Source organism: Myxococcus sp. NMCA1 (assembly GCF_026810205.1).
Classification (GTDB): Bacteria; Myxococcota; Myxococcia; order Myxococcales; family Myxococcaceae; genus Myxococcus; species Myxococcus xanthus_A.
In genome coordinates this window covers 3,641,014-3,663,583 of the sequence record NZ_CP113950.1, presented here as the reverse complement: position 1 = coordinate 3,663,583, position 22,570 = coordinate 3,641,014, and the positions used below count along the sequence as shown (strand labels likewise).

Below are 22,570 nucleotides of genomic sequence, written 5' to 3'. Positions count from 1 at the left end.
CCGCACCAATCAGCGCGTGGTGAGGGTGAACTCCTGCGTCGCATCCTGCGTGTCCGCCGCCGTCTTCTGGAAGCGGAGGATGGGATTGTCGATCATCACGTTCCCGCCGCCCTCGTTCCCCTCGCCAATGATGACCCGAAACACGTGGGCAGGCGAACTGCTGCGCGCGTCCCCGGCATTCCCCTTCCGGGCGATGAACGTCACCTTGTTCGCCCCCGGCTGCAGGTTGCGGGTGATGTCCACCACCACCTGGTCCTCGTTGCCGCGCAGCTTGCGCAGCCACGTGGAGTTGATGAACACGTCGATGTCGTACCCCGTCATCCCCGGCACCGTCTGCTCCGTCACCAGCCAGTAGCGCTGGGTGAGGCGCCCGGGGGCCGTCGGTGTGCCAGGCGCCTGCTGCGCCGCGGGAGGCGCCTTCGCGACGGGGGCGGCCGTCCCTGGAGCGGCGGCACCGGGCGTCGGAGCCTGGGCCGAGGGCGCTGGAGGCGTCACCGCCGTCACGCGGGCCGCGTAGCCAGGCGCGTCGATGTGCACGTTGCCGGCCTCGTCGATGCGGACGGTGGCCTTCTCGAACTTCTGGTTGGTGACGCCGTCAATCTTGACGCCGTTGAGGAAGACGGAGCCAGCGTGCACCCCGAAAGGGGCCAGGGTCAGGGCGGCGGCAAGCGCGGCACTGGGGAACAGGGGGTTCTTCATGCGGGTCACTCCTGAGAATCTCCAACAGTCCCGGGCACTTGGAACGCTTAGCGCACCCGGCGGGACGGAACAAGGCGCGCGTACACCCCGTTGGAGCGTCCCAACTGCCCGGAGATTCACCCCACCCACTCAGGGCATCGGCTCGGGAGGCACCTCGCGCTGCGCCAGGGCCCAGTCACCGCCCAGCCCGTGGCCCTCACGGAAGCGCCGGAAGTCCCGGCGGACGGCGCGCGGATAGCGCCGGAAGCGCTCCAGTTCGCCCTGCTTGATGGCGTTGCGGATGCGGGTGGGGCCGGCGTTGTAGGCCATCAGGGCCAGGTCCAGGTCCCCACCGAAGCGCTCCTGCAGCGAGCGCAGGTAACGGATGCCCAGCCGCACGCAAAGCGCGGTGTCCGCAGTCACTTCCTCGCGGGACAGGCGCAGGCCTTCCTTCTCCGCCAGGAAGTGCAGCGTGCTGGGTTTGATCTGCATCAACCCGCGCGCGCCCTTCACGGACACTGCATCTTCCGTGAAGTCCGACTCCACGTCGATGATGGCCAGGATCAGCAGCGGATCATACGCGAGCCGCCCAGCCTCCTCGGCGATGGCCTGGATGAGCTGCCGGCGCAGCGTCAGGCCCAGGTCCGGGGCCCGGCGCGCCAGCACCGCGTCGATGAGCGACGCCTCGGGGGAGATGACCTCCGCCGCCACGACGCCCGGGACGACGGGCTGCACCGGCCGCTCTTCCAGCAACGGCACCAGCCGCGCGGACACGACGAGCGCGGCCCCCGCGAGCAGCGGGAGCCGGGAACAACCCGAGCTGAAGGCGTGGAGACGTTCGAAGAGCCGCGTACCGAAAGACCTCCCGCCCGAGGGGGCGGGAGCTTTCACTTCCGGTGCTCCAGGGCCTGGATGCGCTCGGCCAGCTTGTCCAGCCGGGTTCCAAACGCCGACAGCTCCTCGCGGCGGGGCAGCTTCATCTTCGTCAGGGCCTGGCGCACCCGCTCTTCCACGTTGTGCTCCAGGTCCTTGCGGTGGCCCACCAGCCGCTCACTGAACTCCCGGGCCTGGCGCTTCACCTCGTCCTGGCTCCAACCCGCCACCGCGGCCACGCGCTGAACGGCCCGCGAGGCTTCTTCCTCGGCCGTATTCACCGCCAGCAGGGCCTGGCTCCAGAGACGCTCGAACGTCTCCGTCACAGGGTGCTTCTCTCGGGGGGCCTCGGGCTTGTTGTCCATGGGGTCTCTCCGGGAGGTGTACGGGCCAGACGTTCAGGCCCGACCCGGTCGGGGAACGGCCGAAATAAGCACACCCCCGATGTGAAGGGAACGACGGCGATGTGCCTCCCCCTTCTCTTTCGCACTCCGAGAAAGGGAGAGGTCGCACTGCCTGTCGGGATTTGACGGGACTTCAGGCGCGCGGCGAGGACGAGGGGCTGCTCGCGGGCTTCGCGCCGTTCACCCGGCGGACCGGCTTCAGCAGCGAGTCCACCTTGCGGGACAGCTTCGCCAGCTCCTTGTTGAGGTCCTTCAGCTGCGCCTGGCTGGCCACGCCCACGGCCTCGACGACGCGCGTCTGGATACCGTCAAAGCGCTTGCGCAGCTCGGTGCCCGCGGCGTCCACGCGCCGGCCCAGCTCGGTGCTGGCCTCGTTGGCGCGCTTGCTCAGCTCCTGCACGCGGGGGTCTGTCAGCAGCTCACCGGCCTGGAACTTCGTCCACAGCGCCTGGGCCTCCTTGGCGGCCTCCTGCCCACGGGACTCCAAGGTCTTCACCACCTTGCCCGCTTCGCCTTCCAGTTCCTCGATGCGCTTCTGCGCCTGGGAAAGCTGGGCCTTCAGAAAGCTCTCCACGTTCTGCGCCAGTCCGCTCTTTGCAGCGGCCTCGGAGCTCTGAACTTCGTTCTGCGTCGCCTCGGTCTCGGTCTTCGTCGTGGCCATACCGTCCTCCCCTATCCCGGCTTTCGCCGGGCGGTAACCAGGTGCGTCACTTCAACGTTCAACAGCTAACGCAGCGCGCCATAAGCGTCAAGCCAACGACGAGCCCATAACGCGATTAGCCATAAACAAAGGAAAACCGCCGCCCCAGAGAAAGCTCTGGGAGCGGCGGTTGTCTCTCAGCGAACGCTTTGAGGACGGCTGGGGCGCGGATTAGGCCGCGCCGGTCGTCTGCGTGCCCACCGGGCGGGAAGGCTCGCCCAGGGGGCCGGTGTCGCCGTGAGTGGCGGCCAGGGCGGCCTCCATCTCGTTGACCTCGTCGGTGGGGCTCTCCACCGCGATGTCCAGGTGCTTGTAGTTCGGCAGACCCGTGCCGGCGGGGATGAGCCGGCCCATGATGACGTTCTCCTTGAGGCCGCGCAGGTAGTCCACCTTGCCGTTGATGGCGGCCTCGGTGAGCACCTTGGTGGTCTCCTGGAAGGACGACGCGGAGATGAAGGACTCGGTGGAGAGCGAGGCCTTGGTGATGCCGAGCAGCAGCGGCTCGCCAACGGCGGGACGCTTGCCTTCCGACATGACCTTCTCGTTCTCCTCCTCGAACACCCACTTCTCGACCTGCTCGTCGACCAGGAAGTTGGTGTCACCCACATCGGTGACGCGCACGCGGCGGAGCATCTGCCGCACGATGGTCTCGATGTGCTTGTCGTTGATCTTCACGCCCTGCAGTCGGTAGACCTCCTGCACTTCGTCCACCAGGTAGCGCGCGAGTTCCTTCTCTCCGAGCACCTTGAGGATGTCGTGCGGGTTGGCCGAGCCGTCCATCATCGCCTCGCCGGCCTTCACGCGGTCGCCGGAGTGGACGCTGATGTTCTTGCCCTTGGAGATCAGGTACTCCTTGGCCAGGTCCGTGCGCTGCTCACCGTTCACCTCGGGGGTGATGATGAGCTTGCGCTTGCCCTTGGTGTCCTTGCCGAACGACACCACGCCGTCGATCTCCGCGATCGCCGCCGCGTCCTTCGGCTTGCGCGCCTCGAAGAGCTCGGCCACGCGAGGCAGACCGCCCGTGATGTCCTTGGTCTTCGTCGTCTCGCGCGGCACCTTGGCGATGACCTCGCCCGGGTGGATCTCATCGCCGTCGTTGACGGTGATGATGGAGCCCTGCGGCAGGAAGTAGCTCGCCGGGTTGCGGGAGCTGGGCAGGTCCTTCACGTTGCCGTTGGCGTCGCGGATGGTGACGCGCGGACGCGCCTCCGGGTCCTTGGACTCGATGACCGTCTTGCGCGACAGACCGGTCACCTCGTCCAGCGCCTCGGACATCGTCACGCCTTCGATGATGTCCTCGTAGCGCACGACACCGCCGACCTCGGTCAGCAGCGGAATCGCGAACGGGTCCCACTCCGCCATGAGGACGCCCGGCTCGATGCGCTGGCCTTCCTTCACGAGGATGCGGGCACCGTAGATGACCTGGTAACGCTCGCGCTCGCGGCCCGAGTCGTCCACGACGACGATTTCGCCGTTGCGGTTCATGGCCACCAGCGTGCCGTCCGTCTTCTGCACGGTGGTGAGGCCCGCGAACTTCACGCTACCCGCGTAGCGGTTCTCCAGGCTGGACTGCTCCGCGCGCCGCGTCGCCGCACCACCGATGTGGAAGGTGCGCATCGTGAGCTGGGTACCCGGCTCACCGATGGACTGCGCCGCGATGACGCCGACCGCCTCACCCACGGACACCTTGCGGCCGCGGGCCAGGTCACGGCCGTAGCACTCCACGCAGATGCCGCGCTTGGCCTGGCAGGTGAGCACCGAGCGGATCTTCACCTTGTCCATGCCGCTGTTCTCGATGCGGCGGACGCGGTCCTCGTCGATCTCCTCGTTGGCGCGCACCAGCACCTCGCCCGTCACGGGGTCGAGGATGTCGTCCAGGGCCACGCGGCCCAGGATGCGCTCGCCGAGCGGCTCGATGATCTCGCCGCCCTCCACCAGGGCGCCGATGAACAGGCCGTCCATGGTGCCGCAGTCGTACTCGTTGATGATGGCGTCCTGCGCCACGTCCACGAGACGGCGGGTGAGGTAACCGGAGTTGGCCGTCTTGAGCGCCGTGTCCGCCAGACCCTTACGAGCGCCGTGCGTGGAGATGAAGTACTGCAGCACGGAGAGGCCTTCACGGAAGTTGGCCGTGATGGGCGTCTCGATGATTTCGCCGGAGGGCTTCGCCATCAGGCCACGCATACCCGCCAGCTGACGGATCTGCTGAGCGCTACCACGCGCGCCCGAGTCGGCCATGATGTAGATGGGGTTGAAGGACGGCTGCTTGCGCGTCTCGCGCTTGCCGTCGCGGTCCCCGGACGTCTCCTCCTGGGAGATCTGCTGCATCATCTCCTGGGCGACCTTCTCGGTGATCTCCGCCCAGATATCGATGACCTTGTTGTAGCGCTCGCCGTCGGTGATGAGGCCCTCGAGGTACTGGTTCTCGATCTCCGACACTTCCTTGCGCGCGAAGTCCAGGAACTCCTGCTTCTTCGCAGGGATGATCATGTCCTTGAGCGCGATGGAGATACCGGCGCGGGTGGCGTTGTAGTAGCCGAGGCTGCGCACGCGGTCCGCGAGGAGCACCGTCTCCTTCTCACCCGTGAGGCGGTAGCAGAGGTCGATGAGGCCGCCGAGCGACTTCTTGTCGAGCACCTTGTTGATGGCGTCGAAGCCCACCGCGCGCGGGACGACCTCCCACAGGAGGACGCGGCCGACGGTGGTCTCCTTGCGCTTGCCGTCGATGCGGCAGACGACCTTCGCCTGGAGGTGCACTTCGCCGTGGTCGTACGCGGCACGCACCTCGTCCGGCGAGGCGAACACGCGGCCCTCGCCGTTGGCGAATTCGCGGGCGCGGGTCATGTAGTAGATGCCGAGCACCATGTCCTGCGTCGGGACGATGATGGGCTTGCCGTTCGCGGGGCTGAGGATGTTGTTCGTCGACATCATCAGCACGCGGGCCTCCATCTGAGCCTCGATGGAGAGCGGCACGTGCACGGCCATCTGGTCGCCGTCGAAGTCGGCGTTGAAGGCGGCGCACACCAGCGGGTGCAGCTGGATGGCCTTGCCTTCAATCAGCACGGGCTCGAAGGCCTGCATGCCCAGACGGTGCAGCGTGGGGGCGCGGTTGAGGAGCACCGGGTGCTCGCGGATGACGTCCTCGAGGATGTCCCAGACCTCGGGACGCTCCTTCTCCACCATCTTCTTCGCGGACTTGATGGTGGTGACGTAACCCTTCTCTTCGAGCTTGTTGTAGATGAACGGCTTGAAGAGTTCGAGCGCCATGATCTTCGGCAGACCGCACTGGTGCAGGCGCAGCTCGGGGCCCACCACGATGACGGAGCGGCCCGAGTAGTCCACGCGCTTGCCGAGCAGGTTCTGGCGGAACCGGCCCTGCTTGCCCTTGAGCATGTCGGACAGCGACTTCAGCGGGCGCTTGTTGGGGCCCGTGATCGTCTTGCCGCGACGGCCGTTGTCGAACAGCGCGTCCACGGCCTCCTGCAGCATCCGCTTCTCGTTGCGGATGATGATGTCCGGAGCGTTCAGCTCCTGGAGGCGCTTCAGACGGTTGTTGCGGTTGATGACGCGGCGGTACAGGTCGTTCAGGTCGGAGGTCGCGAAGCGGCCACCGTCCAGGGGAACGAGCGGACGCAGGTCCGGCGGAATCACCGGAATCACGTCCAGCATCATCCACTCCGGCTTGTTGCCGGAAACGCGGAACGCCTCGGCCACCTTCAGGCGCTTGGCGTACTTCTTCCGCTTCGCCTCGCTGGTGGTCTCACGCATGTCCTTGCGCAGCTCTTCGGACAGCTTCTCCACGTCCAGCGACTTGAGCATCTCGCGGACGGCCTCGCCGCCCATGCCCGTGGTGAAGGAGTCCTCACCGTGCTCCTGGTAGAGCCGGTGCATCTTGTCCTCGCTGATGAGCTCGCCCTTCTGCAGCGGCGTCGCCTTCGGATCGAGGACGATGTAGCTCTCGCAGTAGAGGACCTTCTCCAGCTCCTTCAGCGTGATGTCGAGCAGGTTGCCGATGCGGCTCGGCAGCGACTTGAGGAACCAGATGTGGGCCACCGGCGTGGCCAGGGTGATGTGGCCCAGGCGCTCGCGGCGAACCTTGGACTGGATGACCTCCACGCCGCACTTCTCGCACACCACGCCGCGGTGCTTCATGCGCTTGTACTTGCCGCAGTTGCACTCGTAGTCCTTCACCGGTCCGAAGATGCGGGCGCAGAAGAGCCCATCCCGCTCCGGCTTGAACGTGCGGTAGTTGATCGTCTCCGGCTTCTTCACCTCGCCATGGGACCACTGGCGAATCTTGTCGGGCGACGCCAGCGCAATGCGGATGGCGTTGAACGACAGCGGGTCCTTCGGCTTCTCGAAGAAGTTGAAAATGTCCTTCACGTTGCCTCCGAAATCTCGTTGGGCGCCCCCCTCTTCCAAGGGGGGCCGCCAGCTGATTCGGGCCCCCGCCCCGTTCCGGCCGCGCCCGCCCCTTTCGGGACGGCGGGCGGCCGGTCAGGCGGGCGCTCCGTGCAATCAGGCCTCGGTTCCCGTCTTGCGCTCCTCGCCGTCACCACCGCCGAGGAAGTCGCCTCCGAAGCTGCGCTGCCGCTCCGGCGGGGCGCTCTCCAGCAGCTCCACGTCGAGCGCGAGCGACTGGAGTTCCTTGAGGAGCACGTTGAACGACTCGGGCAGGCCGCTCTCCAGGACGTTGTCGCCCTTGACGATGGCCTCGTACATGCGCGTGCGGCCCACCACGTCGTCCGACTTGACGGTGAGGAACTCCTGCAGCGTGTACGCCGCGCCGTAGGCCTCCATCGCCCAGACTTCCATCTCGCCCAGACGCTGACCGCCGAACTGCGCCTTGCCGCCCAGGGGCTGCTGCGTGACGAGCGAGTAGGGCCCGATGGAGCGGGCGTGGATCTTCTCGTCCACCAGGTGGTGCAGCTTCAACATGTACATGACGCCCACGGTGACGTTCTGGTCGAACGGCTCACCGGTGCGCCCGTCGAAGAGCACCATCTGACCCGTGCGGGGCAGCTGACCCTCGTCCAGCAAGGCGTGGATCTCCGTCTCCTGCGCGCCGTCGAAGACGGGCGTGGCGACGTGGATGCCCCGCTTGGAGCGGCGGCACAGCTGCTTGATCTCCTCGTCGTCGAGCTTGTCGAGGAACTCGCCGAACGCCGGGTCGCTGTAGATGACCTTGAGGCGCTCCTTGATGGCGTCCGAGCTCCAGTTGGACTCGACGTAGCGCTGCAGCGCTTCGCCGGTGCCCTTGGCGGCCCAGCCCAGGTGCGTCTCGAGGATCTGCCCGATGTTCATGCGCGAGGGCACGCCCAGCGGGTTGAGGACGATGTCCACCGGACGCCCGTCCTCCAGGTACGGCATGTCCTCCTCGGGGAGGATGCGGGACACGACGCCCTTGTTACCGTGGCGGCCGGCCATCTTGTCGCCCACGGCCAGCTTGCGCTTGATGGCGACGTACACCTTCACCATCTTGATGACGCCCGGCGGCAGCTCGTCGCCCTTCTTGATGCGGGCGATCTTCTCGCCGAAGGCCAGCTTCACGGCCTCCTTCGTCTCCTCCAGGTTGCGGAGGATGTCGCGCAGGCGGGAGTCCAGCGGGTCGCCGACGGAGATCTCACCCCAGTACTTGTAGGGCACCGTGGACAGCAGCTCGTCGTCGAGGATGTCCCCCTTCTTCAGGAGGATCTTCCCCTTGTCGTCCACGAGCTTGCCCTGGACCTCCTTGGTGCGCACCAGGCCGCGGATGCGGCCGAACGCGCTGTCCTGGAGGACCTTGATCTCGTCGTTCTGGTCCTTGAGGAGCTTCGCCTCCTCCATGGACTCGATCTGCTTGGCGCGCTCGTCCTTCTCCACGCCCTTGCGGCTGAACACCTTGGCGTTGATGACGGTGCCCACCACGCCCGGCGGGACGCGCAGCGAGCTGTCACGCACGTCGCCGGCCTTCTCGCCGAAGATGGCGCGCAGCAGCTTCTCTTCGGGAGACAGCTGCGTTTCGCCCTTCGGGGTGATCTTGCCCACCAGCACGTCGCCGGGCTTCACCTCGGCGCCGATGCGGATGATGCCGCTCTCGTCGAGGTCCTTGAGGGCCTCCTCACCCACGTTCGGGATGTCGCGGGTGATCTCCTCCTTGCCCAGCTTGGTGTCGCGCGCGATGCACTCGAACTCCTCGATGTGGATCGACGTGAAGACGTCGTCCTTGAGGATGCGCTCGCTGATGAGGATGGAGTCCTCGAAGTTGTAGCCCTGCCACGGCATGAACGCGACGACCACGTTCTGCCCCAGCGCCAGCTCGCCCGTTTCCGTCGCCGGACCGTCGGCGATGACGTCACCCTTCGTCACCCGGTCGCCCTTGCTGATGATGGGCTTCTGGTTGAGGCAGGTGTTCTGGTTGGAGCGCTGGTACTTGAGCAGGTTGTAGATGTCGACCTCGCTCGTGACATCGCTCAGCGAGGCCGGCACGTCCGCCTTCACCACGATGCGGCCGGCGTCCACGCTCTCCACGATGCCGTCGCGCCGGGCCACGCAGGTGACGCCGGAGTCGCGGGCGACAATGGCCTCGATGCCCGTGCCCACCAGCGGCGCCGCGGTGCGCAGCAGCGGAACGGCCTGGCGCTGCATGTTGGAGCCCATGAGCGCGCGGTTGGCGTCGTCGTTCTCCAGGAACGGGATGAGCGACGCGGCCACCGACACCAGCTGCTTCGGGGACACGTCCATCAGGTCGACGTCCTCGGCGCGCGCCTGGACGAACTCACCACCCCGGCGGCTGGACACCAGCGCGTTGGCGAACTTGCCCTTCTTGTCCGTCTCCGCGTTCGCCTGGGCGATCGTGTGCTTCTCCTCCTCAAGGGCGGAGTAGAAGGCCACGTCGTTCGTCACCACGCCCGCCTCGACCTTGCGGTACGGCGTCTCCACGAAGCCGAACTCGTTGACGCGCGCGTAGGTGGACAGCGACGCGATGAGGCCGATGTTCGGACCTTCTGGCGTCTCGATGGGGCAGATGCGGCCGTAGTGCGTCGGGTGCACGTCGCGCACCTCGAAGCCGGCGCGCTCGCGGGTGAGGCCACCGGGCCCGAGCGCCGAAAGGCGCCGCTTGTGCGTGACCTCGGACAGGGGGTTCGTCTGGTCCATGAACTGCGACAGCTGGCTGGACCCGAAGAACTCCTTGATGACCGCCGTGACAGGCTTGGCGTTGATGAGATCGTGCGGCATGAGCGTCTCGATCTCCTGGAGGCTCATGCGCTCCTTGATCGCCCGCTCCATGCGCACCAGGCCGATGCGGTACTGGTTCTCCAGCAGCTCGCCCACCGCGCGGACGCGGCGGTTGCCCAGGTGGTCGATGTCGTCGATGGTCCCCTTGCCGTTCTTCAGATCGATCAGGTAGCGGATCACCTCGAGGATGTCCCGCTTGGTGAGGATCTGCCCGTCGAGCGGCTCCTCGAGGCCGAACTTGAAGTTCAGCTTGAGGCGGCCGACCTTGGAGAGGTCGTAGCGCTCCGGGTTGAAGAACAGGTTGGTGAACAGGTTGATGGCCGTCTCCGGCGTCGGCGGATCGCCAGGGCGCAGGCGGCGGTAGATCTCCATGATGGACTGCTCGGGGGTCTCGAGCTTGTCCAGCATCAACGTCTCACGCAGGTACGGGCCCACGTTGAGGTTGTCGATGAAGAGGACCTTGAACTCCTTGATGCCGTGCTTGAGGAGCTCGTCGACCTTCTCCTGGGTGACTTCCTCGTTGCACTCGAGGAGCACCACGCCGTTGGTCTCTTCGACCACGTCGTAGGCGGACACCTTGGTGAAGAGCTCGTCCGCATCGATCGGGAGCGTCTTCATCTTCGCCGCTTCGAGCTTCTTGATGGCGGCGCGGGTGAACTTGCGGTTCTTCTTGACGATCAGCTCGCCCGTCTTGGTCTTGATGTCACGGGTCGCGCGCTGACCAGGCAGCAGTTCGAGTTCGACGCTCTTCTCGAACTCCTCCGCGCTGTGGAGGTAGATCGTCTCCGTCGCGTAGTAGTAGTTGAGGATTTCCTCGGTGGAGCCCTTGAACTCCAGCGGGTTCTTCTTCGCGGTGTCCGGGACGGCGCCGAGCGCGCGGATGAGCACCGTGGCCGGCAGCTTGCGGCGGCGGTCGATGCGAACGTACAGCAGGTCCTTGTGGTCGAACTCGAAGTCGATCCACGAACCGCGGTAGGGAATGATGCGGGCGTTGTAGAGCAGCTTGCCAGACGAGTGGCTCTTGCCCTTGTCGTGGTCGAAGAAGGCGCCCGGGCTGCGGTGCAGTTGGCTGACGACGACGCGCTCGGTGCCGTTGATGATGAAGGTGCCGTTCTGGGTCATCAGCGGGATTTCGCCGAAGTAGACCTCCTGCTCCTTCACGTCGCGGATGGACTGGGCGCCGGTCTCCTCGTCCTTGTCCCACACGACCAGGCGCACGACGACCTTGATGGGCGCCGAATACGTCATGCCACGCTGGTGGCACTCATCCACGTCGTACTTCGGGCGCTCCAGGTGGTAGCTCACGAACTCCAGCGAGGAGGTCTCGTTGAAGTCGCGGATGGGGAACACCGACTTGAAGACGCCCTGAAGACCGAGGTCCTCGCGCTTGTCGGCGGCAATGTCCGCCTGGAGGAACTTCTCGTAGGACTGCTTCTGGATGTTGATAAGATTGGGAATGTCGATGATCTTCGCGATCTTCGCGAAGGTCTTCCGCACGCGGAAATTGTTCTGGATCTGCGTCGGCATTCTGGCTCCGGGGACGACTGCTCGGGCGGGCAAACTTCAGTAACGCGCGGCGGCGCCGGGAAATTTGCAACGGTCAAATGGGCAAAGCCGGCGCCCCCACTCAGGGAGCGCCGGCCTGCACATCCGGTCAGGAGGCTGCCCGAAATTTCCCGGAAAACCGGACAGTCCCTGTAGAAACTACTTGATGTCGACGGTCGCACCAGCCGCGGTGAGCTGGTCCTTGATCTTCTTGGCGTCGTCCTTGTTGACGCCTTCCTTGACGTTCTTCGGAGCGCCCTCGACCAGGTCCTTGGCCTCCTTCAGGCCCAGGCCGGTGATCGCGCGGATCTCCTTGATGACGTTGATCTTGTTGGCGCCGGCGTTGGCCAGCACCACCGTGAACTCCGTCTTCTCCTCGACAGGAGCGGCGGCGGCGGCCGGGCCCGCGGCAACGGCCACGGCGGCGGCGGAAACGCCCCACTTGCTCTCGAGCTGCTTCACGAGCTCGGCCGCCTCGAGGACGGTCAGAGAGGAGAGCTGGTCAACAATCGCGTTCAGGTCAGCCATTGAAATGTGTCCTTCTGGTTTCGACTAACGGCCAACTCCCCTTTGGAGAGTTCCGGCCGGAGAGGTTGCGGTAGAAAAACTTCTCGAACAGATGAGGGCTTCTCAGCCCTGCGCCTTGTCCGCGTTGGCCTGGACGACTCGGGCGAGCTGCGAACCCGGAGCCGCGATGGTCCGAACCAGCTTGCTCGCGGGCTGGCTGATGACGCCCAGCAGCTGCGCGCGAAGCTCGGGCAGACCCGGCAGCTTCGCCAGGGCCTTCACGCCAGCGACGTCGACCTTGCGGCCTTCGACGACGGCGGTGCGGATCTTGATCTTGTCCTCGATGTCCTTCGTGAACTCGACCAGGATCTTCGCGGGAGCCACCACGTCGCCGTAGCTGATGCACAGGGCCACGGGGCCCGTGAAGTCATCAGCGATGACCGACACGGACGTGCCCTGCGCGGCACGGCGCGCCAGCGTGTTCTTGATGACCTTGTACTCGACGTTGCCCTCGCGGAACTTCTTGCGGAGCTTGGTCACCGTCTCCACGTCCACCTTGGTGAACTCGGCGACGACGGCGGAGGTCGTCCTCGAGAACTTCTCGTGGAGCTCCTTGATCATCTCTTCCTTCTCGCTCTTCAGCACTTTGACTCACCTCCTTACTGGGCCCGCCTTTTCAGGACGGGCGTGATGCCTGGGCCAAAGTGGCAGAGCGAGAGGAGCCTCGAGAGGCACCACACCGCACCTCCAGTCTCGGCAGGGCTGACCTTGCGGTCGTTTGAACCAGGGGTCGAAGGTGCCGTCCGGCCGGTTGCCCGGCTGCCAACGGAACATGCACCCTCTCCACCCAGGTCCCTGCTGTCATGAACCAGGTGTCGGGACGCCGCGCCTCACGACGTGGCGCCCCAATTGCAAAAGCCGGGGGCCTATACCCCCGGCTTCAGCAAAGATCCAGAACTTTCGAACCTGTGACGTCAGACAGGTGACAACCCTGACCCGAAGCCAGGGCTGCGCCCCCCTGTCCGTGCGTCCGGGCGGCGATTAGCCGTGGCGCACCTTGATCTCCGTGGTGTCGAGCTTGATGCCCGGGCCCATGGAGGACGAGATGGCGATCCCCTGGAGGTACACACCCTTCGCGGCGGCCGGCTTCAGCTTCATCACCAGGTCCACCAGGGCGTTGAAGTTGGCCTCGAGCTTCTCCACCTCGAAGGAGGACTTGCCCAGCTTCGCGTGGACGATACCGGCCTTCTCGGCGCGGAAGTCGACCTTACCACCCTTGGCGTCACGAATGGCCTTCGCGACGTCCATGGTCACCGTGCCGACCTTCGGGTTCGGCATCAGGCCACGGGGACCGAGCACCTTACCGAGGCGACCGACGACACCCATCATGTCCGGGGTGGCGATGACGGTGTCGAAGTCGAGGAAGCCCTCCTCGATGCGCTTCTGGAGGTCCTCGGCGCCGACCACGTCCGCGCCGGCGTTGGTCGCGTCGGTGGCCTTCTCGCCCTTGGCGAACACGGCCACGCGCACGGTGGCGCCGGTGCCGTGCGGGAGCACCACGGCGCCACGGACCATCTGGTCCGCGTGCTTCGGGTCCACGCCCAGGTTGATGGAGACGTCGACCGTCTGGTCGTACTTGGTGGAGCGAGCCTCCACCGTCTTCTTCAGGAGCTGAAAGCCCTCGCCGATGGCGTAGCGCTTATCGCGGTCAACCAGAGCGGCGGCCGCACGGAACTTCTTCCCAGTCTTAGCCATGACAGAAATCCTTGTCGTGAGTGGGTGCGCGGCGGCCTAGCCGACGACGTCGATGCCCATGGAGCGTGCGGTGCCAGCAATGGTGTTCATGCAGGCCTCGAGCGACGCGGCGGTGGTGTCCTGGATCTTCTTCTTCGCGATTTCCTCGAGCTGAGCGCGGGTGATCTGCCCGACCTTCTCCTTGCCCGGCTTCTTCGCGCCCGAACCCTTCTTCTTCTCCGTGTGGAGACCCGCGGCCTTCTTGATGAGGACGGCGGCGGGCGGGGTCTTCAGGATGAAGGTGAAGGAGCGGTCCGCATACACGGTGATGACCACCGGGATGATGAGACCTTCCTTGGCTTCCGCCTGGGTCTTCGCGTTGAACTGCTTGCAGAACTCCATGATGTTCACGCCCTGCTGACCGAGCGCGGGGCCGATCGGCGGAGCGGGGTTCGCCTTACCGGCGGGAATCTGCAGCTTGACCTGACCTGTGATCTTCTTCATCGAACGACAACTGCCTTTCGAGTGGGTGGTGCGAGCGGGCTACCAGACGGGGAAGCCCTCCCACCCATGAGTCCGGCCCCGATACGGGGACCAGAAATGCGAACGCCGCGCACTCCATACAGGGGTGCACGGCGTGGCATCAACTGCTAGCCGGTGGTCTTCTCCACCTGCATGAAGTCGAGCTCCACCGGGGTGGCGCGGCCGAAGATGCTGACCAGCACCTTCACCCTGCCCTTCTCGGCGTTGACCTCTTCCACGGTGCCGTTGAAGTTGGCGAACGGACCGTCGATGACGCGCACCGTGTCGCCGTCGTCGAACTGTACCTTGGGCTTCGGCTTGAGCGTGCCTTCGGAGATCTGGGACGTCAGCCGCGCAACCTCCTGGTCGGAGATGGGCAGCGGGTTCTGGTGCTGCGCCGTTCCCGGAAAGCCGGTGATCTTCGGCGTGTTCTTCACCAGGTGGAGCGTCCGGTCGTTCAGCTCCATCTGCACGAAGATGTAGCCGGGGAAGAACTTGCGGCGAGAGGTCTTCTTCTCGCCCTTCACCATTTCGACGACCTGTTCCATCGGAATCAGGATTTCACCGAACTGGTCCTGAAGGCCCTCCAGACGAACCTTCTCTTCCAGGCTCTTCTTCGCCTGGTTCTCGAAGTTCGAGTAGGTGTGGACCACGTACCATTTCATCGCCATTACAGCTTCCCCCACACGGCCGGCAGCCACTCCACCATCAGGTTGTAGGCGGCGGTATCGATGCAGAAGAGGATGACGGCGGCGACCAGGGACGCCACGACCACGGCCATGGTCGACGCCTTGGTCTCCGACCAGGTGGGCCAGGTGACCTTCATCAACTCCGAAGCGACGTCGATGGACAGCGCATGGGTGCGCGGGTGGAAGTACGCGCCCACGGCCAATCCCACGGACAGCACGTAGCTCACCAGGGTGGAGACCTTCCAGTCCAAGCCCTCGATGAGGACCGGGTCGCTCCAGCTGAACCTCGCCCACAGCAACCCGAGCAGGCGCTCCAGGAAGAGGGCCAGGACGATGCCGACGAGAAGATAGAAGATGACCACGAGCCGCTTCGGATCCATCGCCGAGCGGTTAGCCTGCTGGCTGGCCTCTGATGCCGTCGCCATGGTGCCTCACGAGGTACTGCGGATGCGAATTCGCGGAACTGCGAAAACACAGGAACCCCCGGCACCTCCAGGTACCGGGGGCCCCGCGACTACTGAGAGTTGGCAGGCCAGGAGGGATTCGAACCCCCAACACGCGGATTTGGAGACCGCTGCTCTACCGTTGGAGCTACTGGCCTAGAACCTTCCCTGAACTACCGACCTAGACCTTACCTTCCTTGTGGTCCTGGTGCTTGCGGCAACGAGGACAGAACTTGCTCAGCTCAAGCTTGTCCTGGCTCTTCCGCTTGTTCTTCGTGGTCGTGTAGTTCCGCTCCTTGCACACAGTGCACTCGAGCGAAATGATGGAACGATTGCCCTTCGGCATGACCTACCTCACCAGATACGAGAAGGGAAGGCTACCACAACGCAGCCCTCCCCTCGGAATCGGGACAGTGAGCCCGGCGGCCTTGCGGCCGACCCGGCATTACTCGATGACTTCCGCCACGACGCCAGCGCCCACGGTGCGGCCACCCTCGCGAACAGCGAAGCGCAGCTCCTTCTCCATGGCCACAGGGGTGATGAGGTCCACCTCGATGGCAATGTTGTCGCCCGGCATCACCATTTCGACGTTCTCCGGCAGCTTCACCGTGCCCGTCACGTCCGTGGTGCGGAAGTAGAACTGCGGCCGGTACCCCTTGAAGAACGGGGTGTGACGACCACCCTCTTCCTTCGAGAGCACGTAGATCTGCGCCTTGAACTTGGTGTGCGGGGTGATGCTGCCCGGCTTGGCCAGCACCTGACCGCGCTCCATGTCCTCGCGCTTCAGTCCGCGCACCAGCGCGCCGATGTTGTCGCCCGCCATGCCCATGTCCAGCAGCTTGCGGAACATCTCCACGCCCGTGACAACCGTCTTCTGCGTCGGCCGCAGACCGACGACTTCCACTTCCTCGCCGACCTTGATGATACCGCGCTCGACGCGGCCCGTGGCCACCGTGCCGCGGCCGGAGATGGAGAACACGTCCTCCACCGGCATCAGGAAGGGCTTGTCCGTCGCGCGCTGCGGCGTCGGAATGTAGCTGTCCACCGCCTCCATCAGCTTCAGGATGGCCGGCTCGCCGATGTCGCTGGTGTCACCCTCGAGCGCCTTGAGCGCCGAGCCCGGGACGATGGGGATGTCGTCGCCAGGGAACTCGTACTTCTTCAGCAGGTCGCGGACTTCCATCTCCACGAGCTCGCGCAGCTCGGGGTCGTCCAGCATGTCCACCTTGTTCAGGAAGACCACGATGTACGGAACACCGACCTGGCGCGCCAGCAGGATGTGCTCACGGGTCTGCGGCATCGGGCCGTCCGCCGCCGACACCACCAGGATGGCGCCGTCCATCTGCGCCGCGCCCGTGATCATGTTCTTCACGTAGTCGGCGTGGCCCGGACAGTCGACGTGGGCATAGTGCCGGCTCGCCGTCTGATATTCCACGTGCGAGGTGGAGATCGTGATACCGCGCTCACGCTCCTCCGGCGCCTTGTCAATCAGATCGTACGCCAGAAACGTGGCGCCGCCCGTCTTCGCCAGCACCTTGGTGATGGCGGCCGTCAGCGACGTCTTGCCGTGGTCCACGTGTCCGATCGTGCCGATGTTCACGTGGGGCTTGTTACGCTCGAACTTCTCCTTGGCCATGACACTCCTCAAAAATAAATGGAGCCCTGAACCAGGATTGAACTGGTGACCTCATCCTTACCAAGGATGCGCTCTGCCAACTGAGCTATCAGGGCTTGGCGATGCTGTGACTACAACATTTGGAGCGGGAAATGGGATTCGAACCCACGACATTCAGCTTGGAAGGCTGACGCTCTACCAACTGAGCTATTCCCGCAATTGCCGAGTGGAGGGAGATGGATTCGAACCATCGAAGGCGTAGAGCCGGCAGATTTACAGTCTGCTCCCTTTGGCCGCTTGGGTATCCCTCCAGATATTCACTTGTCCTACTACCACATCCCGGGCCCTCATCCGCGGCCCCGTCCTACCTGGCCGGCGGCGGGATTTGAACCCGCGACCTACTGATTACAAATCAGTTGCTCTACCAGCTGAGCTACACCGGCACTCATCCGGTACTGCGACTGCCGCCCTACCCCGCCCCAGCGACTCCGTCAACCACCCGTCACCGCCCTGAGAGGGGCGCCCTTCTAGAATTCCCGTTCGCCCAAGTCAAGGAGATTGATCCCAAACTTCAACTACCGGCCGGAGACGGTGCCCCGCTGGCGGGCGACCTCGTATAGCAGAATGCCGGCCGAAACGGACGCATTCAATGAACCGACCTGACCCGCCATCGGAATCCGGAGGCGGAAGTCGCAGTGCTTGAGCACTCCGTCCCGGACGCCTGCCCCCTCGGCCCCCACGACGAGCGCCAACGGCCCATCCAACCGGGCACTCCACATGGGCTCCTTGGCGTCGACGTCCGCCGCGGCGACCCACAGGCCGGCTTCCTTCAGTTCCTCCAGGGCCCGGGAGATGTTCACCACCCGCGCGATGCGGCTGTGCTCCACGGCCCCGGCGGACGCCTTGGCCACGGTGCCCGTCACCTGCACCGCCCGGTCCTTGGCAATCACCACGCCATGAGCCCCCAGTGCATCCGCGGAGCGGATGATGGCTCCCAGGTTGTGCGGGTCCTGGATTCCGTCCAGCACGACCACCAGCGGAGGCTGTCCCTGGGCCTTCGCGGCCTCCAGAAGGTCCTCCAGCTCCGCGTACTTGAAGCCTCGAAGCTCCACCACCACGCCCTGGTGAACGCCGCCCTCCGCCAGCGCGCCCAGGCGCTCGCGCGTCACCTTCTCCACGCGAATGCCGAACTCGCGAGCCCGGCTGAGTAGCTCTCCCGCCGCTCGGGCGCCGAGCTGCCCCTCCACCAGGAACAAGCGCTCCACCTCGTCCGGCCGGGCCCGAAGGGCCGCCAGGACTGGATTCACCCCGTAGACGAAACGGGAGGCTTCGCCGCCTCCCCGCTCGCCCCGGCTGGCGCGCTGGGGGGATTCTTCGCTCCCGCGCTCACCGCGGCCGCCCTTGGAAGAACGCTCACGCATGGGGACTCAGAGGACCTCGACAGGAAGGGAGAAGGTCTTCTGCTGACGTGCGCAGAGCTTCTCCGTGCAGATGAAGAAGACGAGCTTCGCGTCCACGGAGCCTTTGCCCGCGGCGGCCGTCGTGAAGGGGACCTCGAAGCGGGGGTCCGCGAAGGCCTGCCCCTCGGCCTTCTTCGCCACGGAGTCCGCCAGGACCAGCTTCTCCTTGGCCGGGGTCAGCTGACTCCCCTTCACCTCAAGCTTCAACGGTGCCTCGTCGGAGACATGGGCACCCGCCTTCGTCTTGATGGCGAGGACAAAGGTCCCCTTCTCCCCCGCCTTGACCTGGCTCGAGGTCCCTTCGGTGGAGACCTCATACAGCGAGGCCGGATCCACATCCGCGGCCAGTACGGGCGCGGAGCAGGTCACTGCCGCCAGCAGAGCGGCGAGGGAGGAAAGGCGTCGGCGATGAAGCATGGGCGTCTCCTAGAAGCGAGGGGTGCGTATCACGCTTGAGACGGCGGGGGCCGTCTTTCTCTTCACGCGCCGCCTTCGCCGGTCCTGGCGCGGCGGCCCGTGCCCTTCCGGTCCACGGGGAGCTGAGCGGGCTCAGATGACGCGGGCAGGGCCGACGGAGGCGACAAGTCCGGCACGGACACGGGCGGCGCCCCCGCCACGAGCGCTTCCGCGCGGATGATGATGAGCGAGGCCAGGTCCACGCCCGTCACCGCCTCCATTTCAGGAAGCGCGGGGGAGCTGTTCACCTCGAAGACCTTGGGTTGGCCCTGCACGTCGAGCAAGTCCACCGCCGCCACTTCGAGCCCGATGAGCCGGGTGGCCTTTTCCGCGGTGGCTCGCTGGGCCGGTGACAGTTCGTGCGCCTCCAGCCGAGCCCCCTTGATCAGGGTGTGCGCCAAGCGCCCCGGGCGCGGGCGGCGACGAACCGCGGCCACAGCTTGTCCCCCCACGACGAGCACACGGACGTCGATGCCCGTGCTCTTCACGTACTCCTGCATCACGAGATTGTGCCCCAGCCCCAGGACGGCCTCGAGCGCGGCCTCCAGCGACTGGAGGCTCTCGCACACCATGACGCCGTGCTTCTCCTGCCCCTGCAGCAGTTTGACGAGGACGGGCACGCCGCCCAGCAAGCCCACCATCTCCTTGAGGTGAGCCGCGTCGCGCGCCATTACCGTCGACGGAATATCGATGCCGTGCGCCGAGAGCAGTTGCAGCGAGCGCATCTTGTTGCGCGACTGCGCGATGGCCTGCGCGTGGTTGACGAGCGAGACCCGCGCCAGGCCGAACTGATTCACCACGGCCAAGCCATAGTTGCTGATGGACTGGGCGATGCGAGGGAGGACGACGTCCGTGGGCGCCAGCTTCTTGCGGCCGTAGTAGAGCGTGGCGCTGCGCCCATCGAGGTGCATCTGCACGCGGAGTGGGTTGAGGACCCGCACCCGGTGCCCTCTTGCGCGCGCCACCTCGACAAGTCGCCGAGTGGACGGGATGGAAGCGGAGCGCGAGAGGATCGTGGCTTTCATGAGCGGGGCGGCCGTTCCGGGGAGAGAGGGACCTATAATCCCCGCCCCTCGTCGGGTAAAGCCGCCCCGCGAACCGCTGGACTAGCGCTGACGGATGGCCCGCACTTCAATCTTCACGGGCGCCTCCGGGGTGGAATTGAGGATGCGCTCGCAGGTCTGCCCCGTGAAGAGCACACCGCGGTCCTCCAGCGTCCACGTACTATCGCTCGAGGGGGTCCGCTCGCCTTCCACATAGACCACGAGCAGCTTGGGGTCGGTCGGGCGCTGGGGGCCTTCCAGTGGAATCAGGCAAGGCTCAATGAGGACGACCGCCCGGCTGATGTCCTCCAGCGCGCGCGCAAGCTCAGCCTGGTTTCCGGCCTGGAAGAAGGAGCGGTTGCACAGACCCGTGGTCGGGTTGCACGTGTCGCCCTCGCCACATGGGCGCTCCGCATTGCACGTCCGCTCGAAGCCGCCAGCGCGCGCCATCGCTTCCAGCGCTGCCGGCCCATCCCCCACCGCCGTCTCCGCGCCGAAGCCAATGACGATGGTCTTAATGCCCTTCTCACGAAGTTCCCGCACAGCAGTCACGGAGGCATCGGAGTCCAGGCATCCACGGTGGAGGTAGCCACTCTGGCACTGGTTGTTCTCGATGGTGCACTTGCACAACTCGGTGTTTGCACCGCTGTTGGGGTTCCCCTCGTTGCAGTTCGGCAAACCGTCCGTCAGGAGGATGACGAAGTTCTGCCGGTTGGTGTCCTGGAGCCCCTCAAGCCCTCCCACGAAGTTCAGACTTCCACTTGTCGGCGTACCGCCAAGAGGCCGGCCCGCTCCACCATTGGGAATGCCCTGCAGCAGGGTGTTGATCTCATTGGCATGCACCAGCAGTGAATCGTCGTCTTCCTGCTCAGGCAGCGTCTTGAGCAGGGCTCCAGCAGTGGCGGCACGACACAGATCCGGAATCGACTGTCCTCCCCGCGTCTCGGGATACGTCGTCAGCGCGAAACGAACGAAACGACCGCTGTTCTCAAGGAACTGCGGAACAACCGACTGCAGCGCGGTCCAACGCGTGGGGCAGACATCGACGTTGCACGTCGCCTCGCCACCACAGGGAACCATGTTCCCTTGGAACTCCACGTCGCAGGCAGGCGACGGATTCACCGGGTACGTCATGGACCCGGAGGTATCCACCAACAACATGATGTTGGGCTTGCTCCGACGGGCGTTGATGACCTCCTCCTTCGTCGTCTGCGCGATGGCCAGCGGCTCCACCGGCTCGAAGTCGTACGTCTGACAGGCCAGGACGAAGGCACCGACGGAGAGTGCACTCAGGAGGGGCAGCTTGGAGCGCATAGGCAATGAATTCCTTCTGCTACTGGGGGACGCGGGACTTCCCGCGCGGCCGGGTTCTCCAAAGGGGTACGGCGTGGCCACAGGTTATCGCGTCATTCCCGTCGGGCGCTACAGCATCGGCGGACTGATTCCTGGCCGTTTGGATGCCACTGCGACGTTACAGCCAGAGCGATACCTGGGCGGCCTAGAGCGGCGCACGTAGGGCCAAAGCCCACCGACTACAGGGTGAGCACCCGTGCACCCGCAGTCAGTCGCCAAATCGAGGCCATCCCCATCACTTCATCCAGGGTGCCCTCCAGCGACTCCGGTTCGTAACCGCAAATGCGGACTGTGGTGTCACAGGCGATCAGCCTAGCGCCCAGCGTGCGCGCTTCCGCCAGCATGTGCGGCGGCGCCAATACCCCGAGTGACTCCGCGCGCGTGAACTCCTCGTGCTCGCGCTCGCTCGACGGCTGGCCGTAGGCGCCACCCACGAGCTGGCGCAGCGCATCGAAAGCGAAGACGAAGTACACCTCGTCGCCCATGGCGGCGGCGGTGATTCCCATGGTGGCGGCCTGGAAGGCCGGCTCGTACGTGGCGTGCTGAAGGAAGAAGAGGACCCGTCCGGCCATGACGCGCCGACCATAACGGCCTTCGCATCCCGTCGCGGCACCAATGACGTATAAATTGGAAACGTCCCTCTTCTGTCCGGGAAGCCCCCATGGCGACCACCCTCCCCCCACGTCCTGGCGCCGTTTCCTCGTGGTCCCTCCGCCATCTCGCCTGGCGCCCCGTGGTGCTCGGAGGCTTCTTGCTCGCGGGGTCCGGAGGACTGGCCCGCATGGGTGCTTCCGCCAGTTCGGAGCCTGCCCTCGTCACCAGCGCGCCTTCGCCTGGCGCCGACGTCCATGCCCAGGTGGTCGCACTTCTCGATGCGACGACGCGGACTGGCGCCCCATCAGATGACGCATGGAAGCGCCTGGGGCCGGGAGCGGCGCCTGTCCTGTCGGCGCTCGTCGTGGACAAGGGCACCCCTACCGCGCGGCGGACGCTCGCCGTGTCCTCCTTAGCGCTGGTGGATCCGTCAGGCGGCGCGGTGACCATCCGCGATGTGCTCGAAGACGAGAAGGCCCCAGCCGTGGTGCGGGCCAGCGCGGCGGACGCCCTTCGCCGGTGTCTGGGGCTGGATGCCATCCCCACGCTCATCACCCGGCTGCAGGACCCGGAGTCACTGGTCCGGGAAGCCGTGGCCGTGGCGCTCGGACGCCTGGGTGGGCAGCAGGCCCGGCAGGCGCTGGAGGACCGACTCCCCATAGAGGAGCGCGCCCTGGTCCGCGAGGCACTCCAGCGTGGACTCACGCTCGTCGAGCCCTGAGGGAACGCGGTCCGC

At 65.6% G+C, this 22,570-nt stretch carries 20 protein-coding genes and 5 tRNA genes; 1 reads left to right on the top strand and 24 read right to left on the bottom strand.

All coding sequences use genetic code 11. The annotated features are described in order from the left end of the window. Nucleotides 1-9 precede the first annotated feature (9 nt). The 24 genes from OZ403_RS15710 to OZ403_RS15595 form a co-directional block, all read right to left on the bottom strand. Entirely contained in the window at nucleotides 10-699 is a 690-nt protein-coding gene (locus OZ403_RS15710) for a hypothetical protein (protein WP_418764019.1), read from the bottom strand. Nucleotides 700-828: 129 nt separating this feature from the next. After that, nucleotides 829-1,569, bottom strand: coding sequence for a lytic transglycosylase domain-containing protein (locus OZ403_RS15705; protein WP_011553131.1), 741 nt, complete (start codon nucleotides 1,567-1,569; stop codon nucleotides 829-831). Further along, nucleotides 1,566-1,916: a phasin family protein gene (locus OZ403_RS15700; protein WP_140790794.1), complete on the bottom strand. Its 351-nt coding sequence runs from the start codon at nucleotides 1,914-1,916 to the stop codon at nucleotides 1,566-1,568. Before OZ403_RS15700 ends, OZ403_RS15705 begins: the two co-directional genes overlap by 4 nt. A gap of 172 nt (nucleotides 1,917-2,088) precedes the next feature. Then, a complete protein-coding gene (locus OZ403_RS15695; RefSeq protein WP_140790792.1) occupies nucleotides 2,089-2,616 on the bottom strand; it encodes a hypothetical protein in 528 nt (175 codons plus the stop codon). Nucleotides 2,617-2,826: 210 nt separating this feature from the next. Continuing rightward, complete coding sequence (rpoC, locus tag OZ403_RS15690; RefSeq protein ID WP_140790791.1) at nucleotides 2,827-7,038, bottom strand: DNA-directed RNA polymerase subunit beta'; 4,212 nt, start codon at nucleotides 7,036-7,038, stop codon at nucleotides 2,827-2,829. A 135-nt stretch (nucleotides 7,039-7,173) separates the two neighbouring features. Beyond that, nucleotides 7,174-11,400 (bottom strand): DNA-directed RNA polymerase subunit beta, encoded by a 4,227-nt coding sequence (rpoB, locus tag OZ403_RS15685; protein WP_140790789.1) that lies wholly within the window; start codon nucleotides 11,398-11,400, stop codon nucleotides 7,174-7,176. Between the two features lie 177 nt (nucleotides 11,401-11,577). Then, the gene (gene rplL / locus OZ403_RS15680; RefSeq protein ID WP_011553126.1) at nucleotides 11,578-11,946 is read right to left on the bottom strand and encodes a 50S ribosomal protein L7/L12; all 369 of its coding nucleotides are present in this window, start codon (nucleotides 11,944-11,946) and stop codon (nucleotides 11,578-11,580) included. A 102-nt stretch (nucleotides 11,947-12,048) separates the two neighbouring features. Continuing rightward, nucleotides 12,049-12,570 (bottom strand): 50S ribosomal protein L10, encoded by a 522-nt coding sequence (gene rplJ, locus OZ403_RS15675; protein WP_140790787.1) that lies wholly within the window; start codon nucleotides 12,568-12,570, stop codon nucleotides 12,049-12,051. 396 nt (nucleotides 12,571-12,966) lie between these two features. Continuing rightward, a complete protein-coding gene (gene rplA / locus OZ403_RS15670; RefSeq protein ID WP_140790785.1) occupies nucleotides 12,967-13,680 on the bottom strand; it encodes a 50S ribosomal protein L1 in 714 nt (237 codons plus the stop codon). Between the two features lie 36 nt (nucleotides 13,681-13,716). Beyond that, a complete protein-coding gene (rplK, locus tag OZ403_RS15665) occupies nucleotides 13,717-14,163 on the bottom strand; it encodes a 50S ribosomal protein L11 (protein ID WP_140790783.1) in 447 nt (148 codons plus the stop codon). Between the two features lie 146 nt (nucleotides 14,164-14,309). After that, complete coding sequence (gene nusG / locus OZ403_RS15660) at nucleotides 14,310-14,852, bottom strand: transcription termination/antitermination protein NusG (RefSeq protein ID WP_090494984.1); 543 nt, start codon at nucleotides 14,850-14,852, stop codon at nucleotides 14,310-14,312. Beyond that, nucleotides 14,852-15,295: a preprotein translocase subunit SecE gene (gene secE, locus OZ403_RS15655; RefSeq protein WP_140790781.1), complete on the bottom strand. Its 444-nt coding sequence runs from the start codon at nucleotides 15,293-15,295 to the stop codon at nucleotides 14,852-14,854. Before secE ends, nusG begins: the two co-directional genes overlap by 1 nt. Before the next feature lie 100 nt (nucleotides 15,296-15,395). After that, nucleotides 15,396-15,471: transfer RNA gene (locus OZ403_RS15650), tRNA-Trp, on the bottom strand. Between the two features lie 23 nt (nucleotides 15,472-15,494). Beyond that, nucleotides 15,495-15,659, bottom strand: a complete 165-nt coding sequence (gene rpmG / locus OZ403_RS15645) for a 50S ribosomal protein L33 (protein WP_011553120.1) — start codon at nucleotides 15,657-15,659, stop codon at nucleotides 15,495-15,497. Between the two features lie 99 nt (nucleotides 15,660-15,758). After that, on the bottom strand, nucleotides 15,759-16,949 hold the full coding sequence (gene tuf / locus OZ403_RS15640) for an elongation factor Tu (RefSeq protein WP_140790779.1): 1,191 nt from the start codon (nucleotides 16,947-16,949) through the stop codon (nucleotides 15,759-15,761). A gap of 19 nt (nucleotides 16,950-16,968) precedes the next feature. After that, nucleotides 16,969-17,044, bottom strand: a tRNA-Thr gene (locus tag OZ403_RS15635). Between the two features lie 25 nt (nucleotides 17,045-17,069). Then, nucleotides 17,070-17,145 (bottom strand) — tRNA-Gly (locus OZ403_RS15630). Nucleotides 17,146-17,155: 10 nt separating this feature from the next. Then, nucleotides 17,156-17,239: transfer RNA gene (locus tag OZ403_RS15625), tRNA-Tyr, on the bottom strand. A gap of 59 nt (nucleotides 17,240-17,298) precedes the next feature. Further along, a tRNA-Thr gene (locus OZ403_RS15620) sits at nucleotides 17,299-17,371 on the bottom strand. Nucleotides 17,372-17,503: 132 nt separating this feature from the next. Further along, on the bottom strand, nucleotides 17,504-18,349 hold the full coding sequence (gene rlmB, locus OZ403_RS15615) for a 23S rRNA (guanosine(2251)-2'-O)-methyltransferase RlmB (RefSeq protein ID WP_140790778.1): 846 nt from the start codon (nucleotides 18,347-18,349) through the stop codon (nucleotides 17,504-17,506). Between the two features lie 6 nt (nucleotides 18,350-18,355). After that, nucleotides 18,356-18,805, bottom strand: a complete 450-nt coding sequence (locus OZ403_RS15610; protein WP_140790777.1) for a hypothetical protein — start codon at nucleotides 18,803-18,805, stop codon at nucleotides 18,356-18,358. A gap of 62 nt (nucleotides 18,806-18,867) precedes the next feature. Next, nucleotides 18,868-19,869 carry an ATP-grasp domain-containing protein gene (locus OZ403_RS15605; protein ID WP_268784530.1) on the bottom strand — a complete coding sequence of 334 codons (1,002 nt, stop codon included), beginning with the start codon at nucleotides 19,867-19,869 and terminating at the stop codon, nucleotides 18,868-18,870. Nucleotides 19,870-19,950: 81 nt separating this feature from the next. Beyond that, nucleotides 19,951-21,201: an adventurous gliding motility lipoprotein CglB gene (gene cglB, locus OZ403_RS15600; RefSeq protein ID WP_268784529.1), complete on the bottom strand. Its 1,251-nt coding sequence runs from the start codon at nucleotides 21,199-21,201 to the stop codon at nucleotides 19,951-19,953. A 218-nt stretch (nucleotides 21,202-21,419) separates the two neighbouring features. After that, complete coding sequence (locus tag OZ403_RS15595; RefSeq protein ID WP_140790772.1) at nucleotides 21,420-21,812, bottom strand: DsrE family protein; 393 nt, start codon at nucleotides 21,810-21,812, stop codon at nucleotides 21,420-21,422. Between the two features lie 209 nt (nucleotides 21,813-22,021). Here OZ403_RS15595 and OZ403_RS15590 point away from each other — a divergent pair, with 209 nt between their 5' ends. Then, complete coding sequence (locus OZ403_RS15590) at nucleotides 22,022-22,555, top strand: HEAT repeat domain-containing protein (RefSeq protein WP_268784528.1); 534 nt, start codon at nucleotides 22,022-22,024, stop codon at nucleotides 22,553-22,555. The last annotated feature ends 15 nt before the right edge of the window (nucleotides 22,556-22,570 follow it).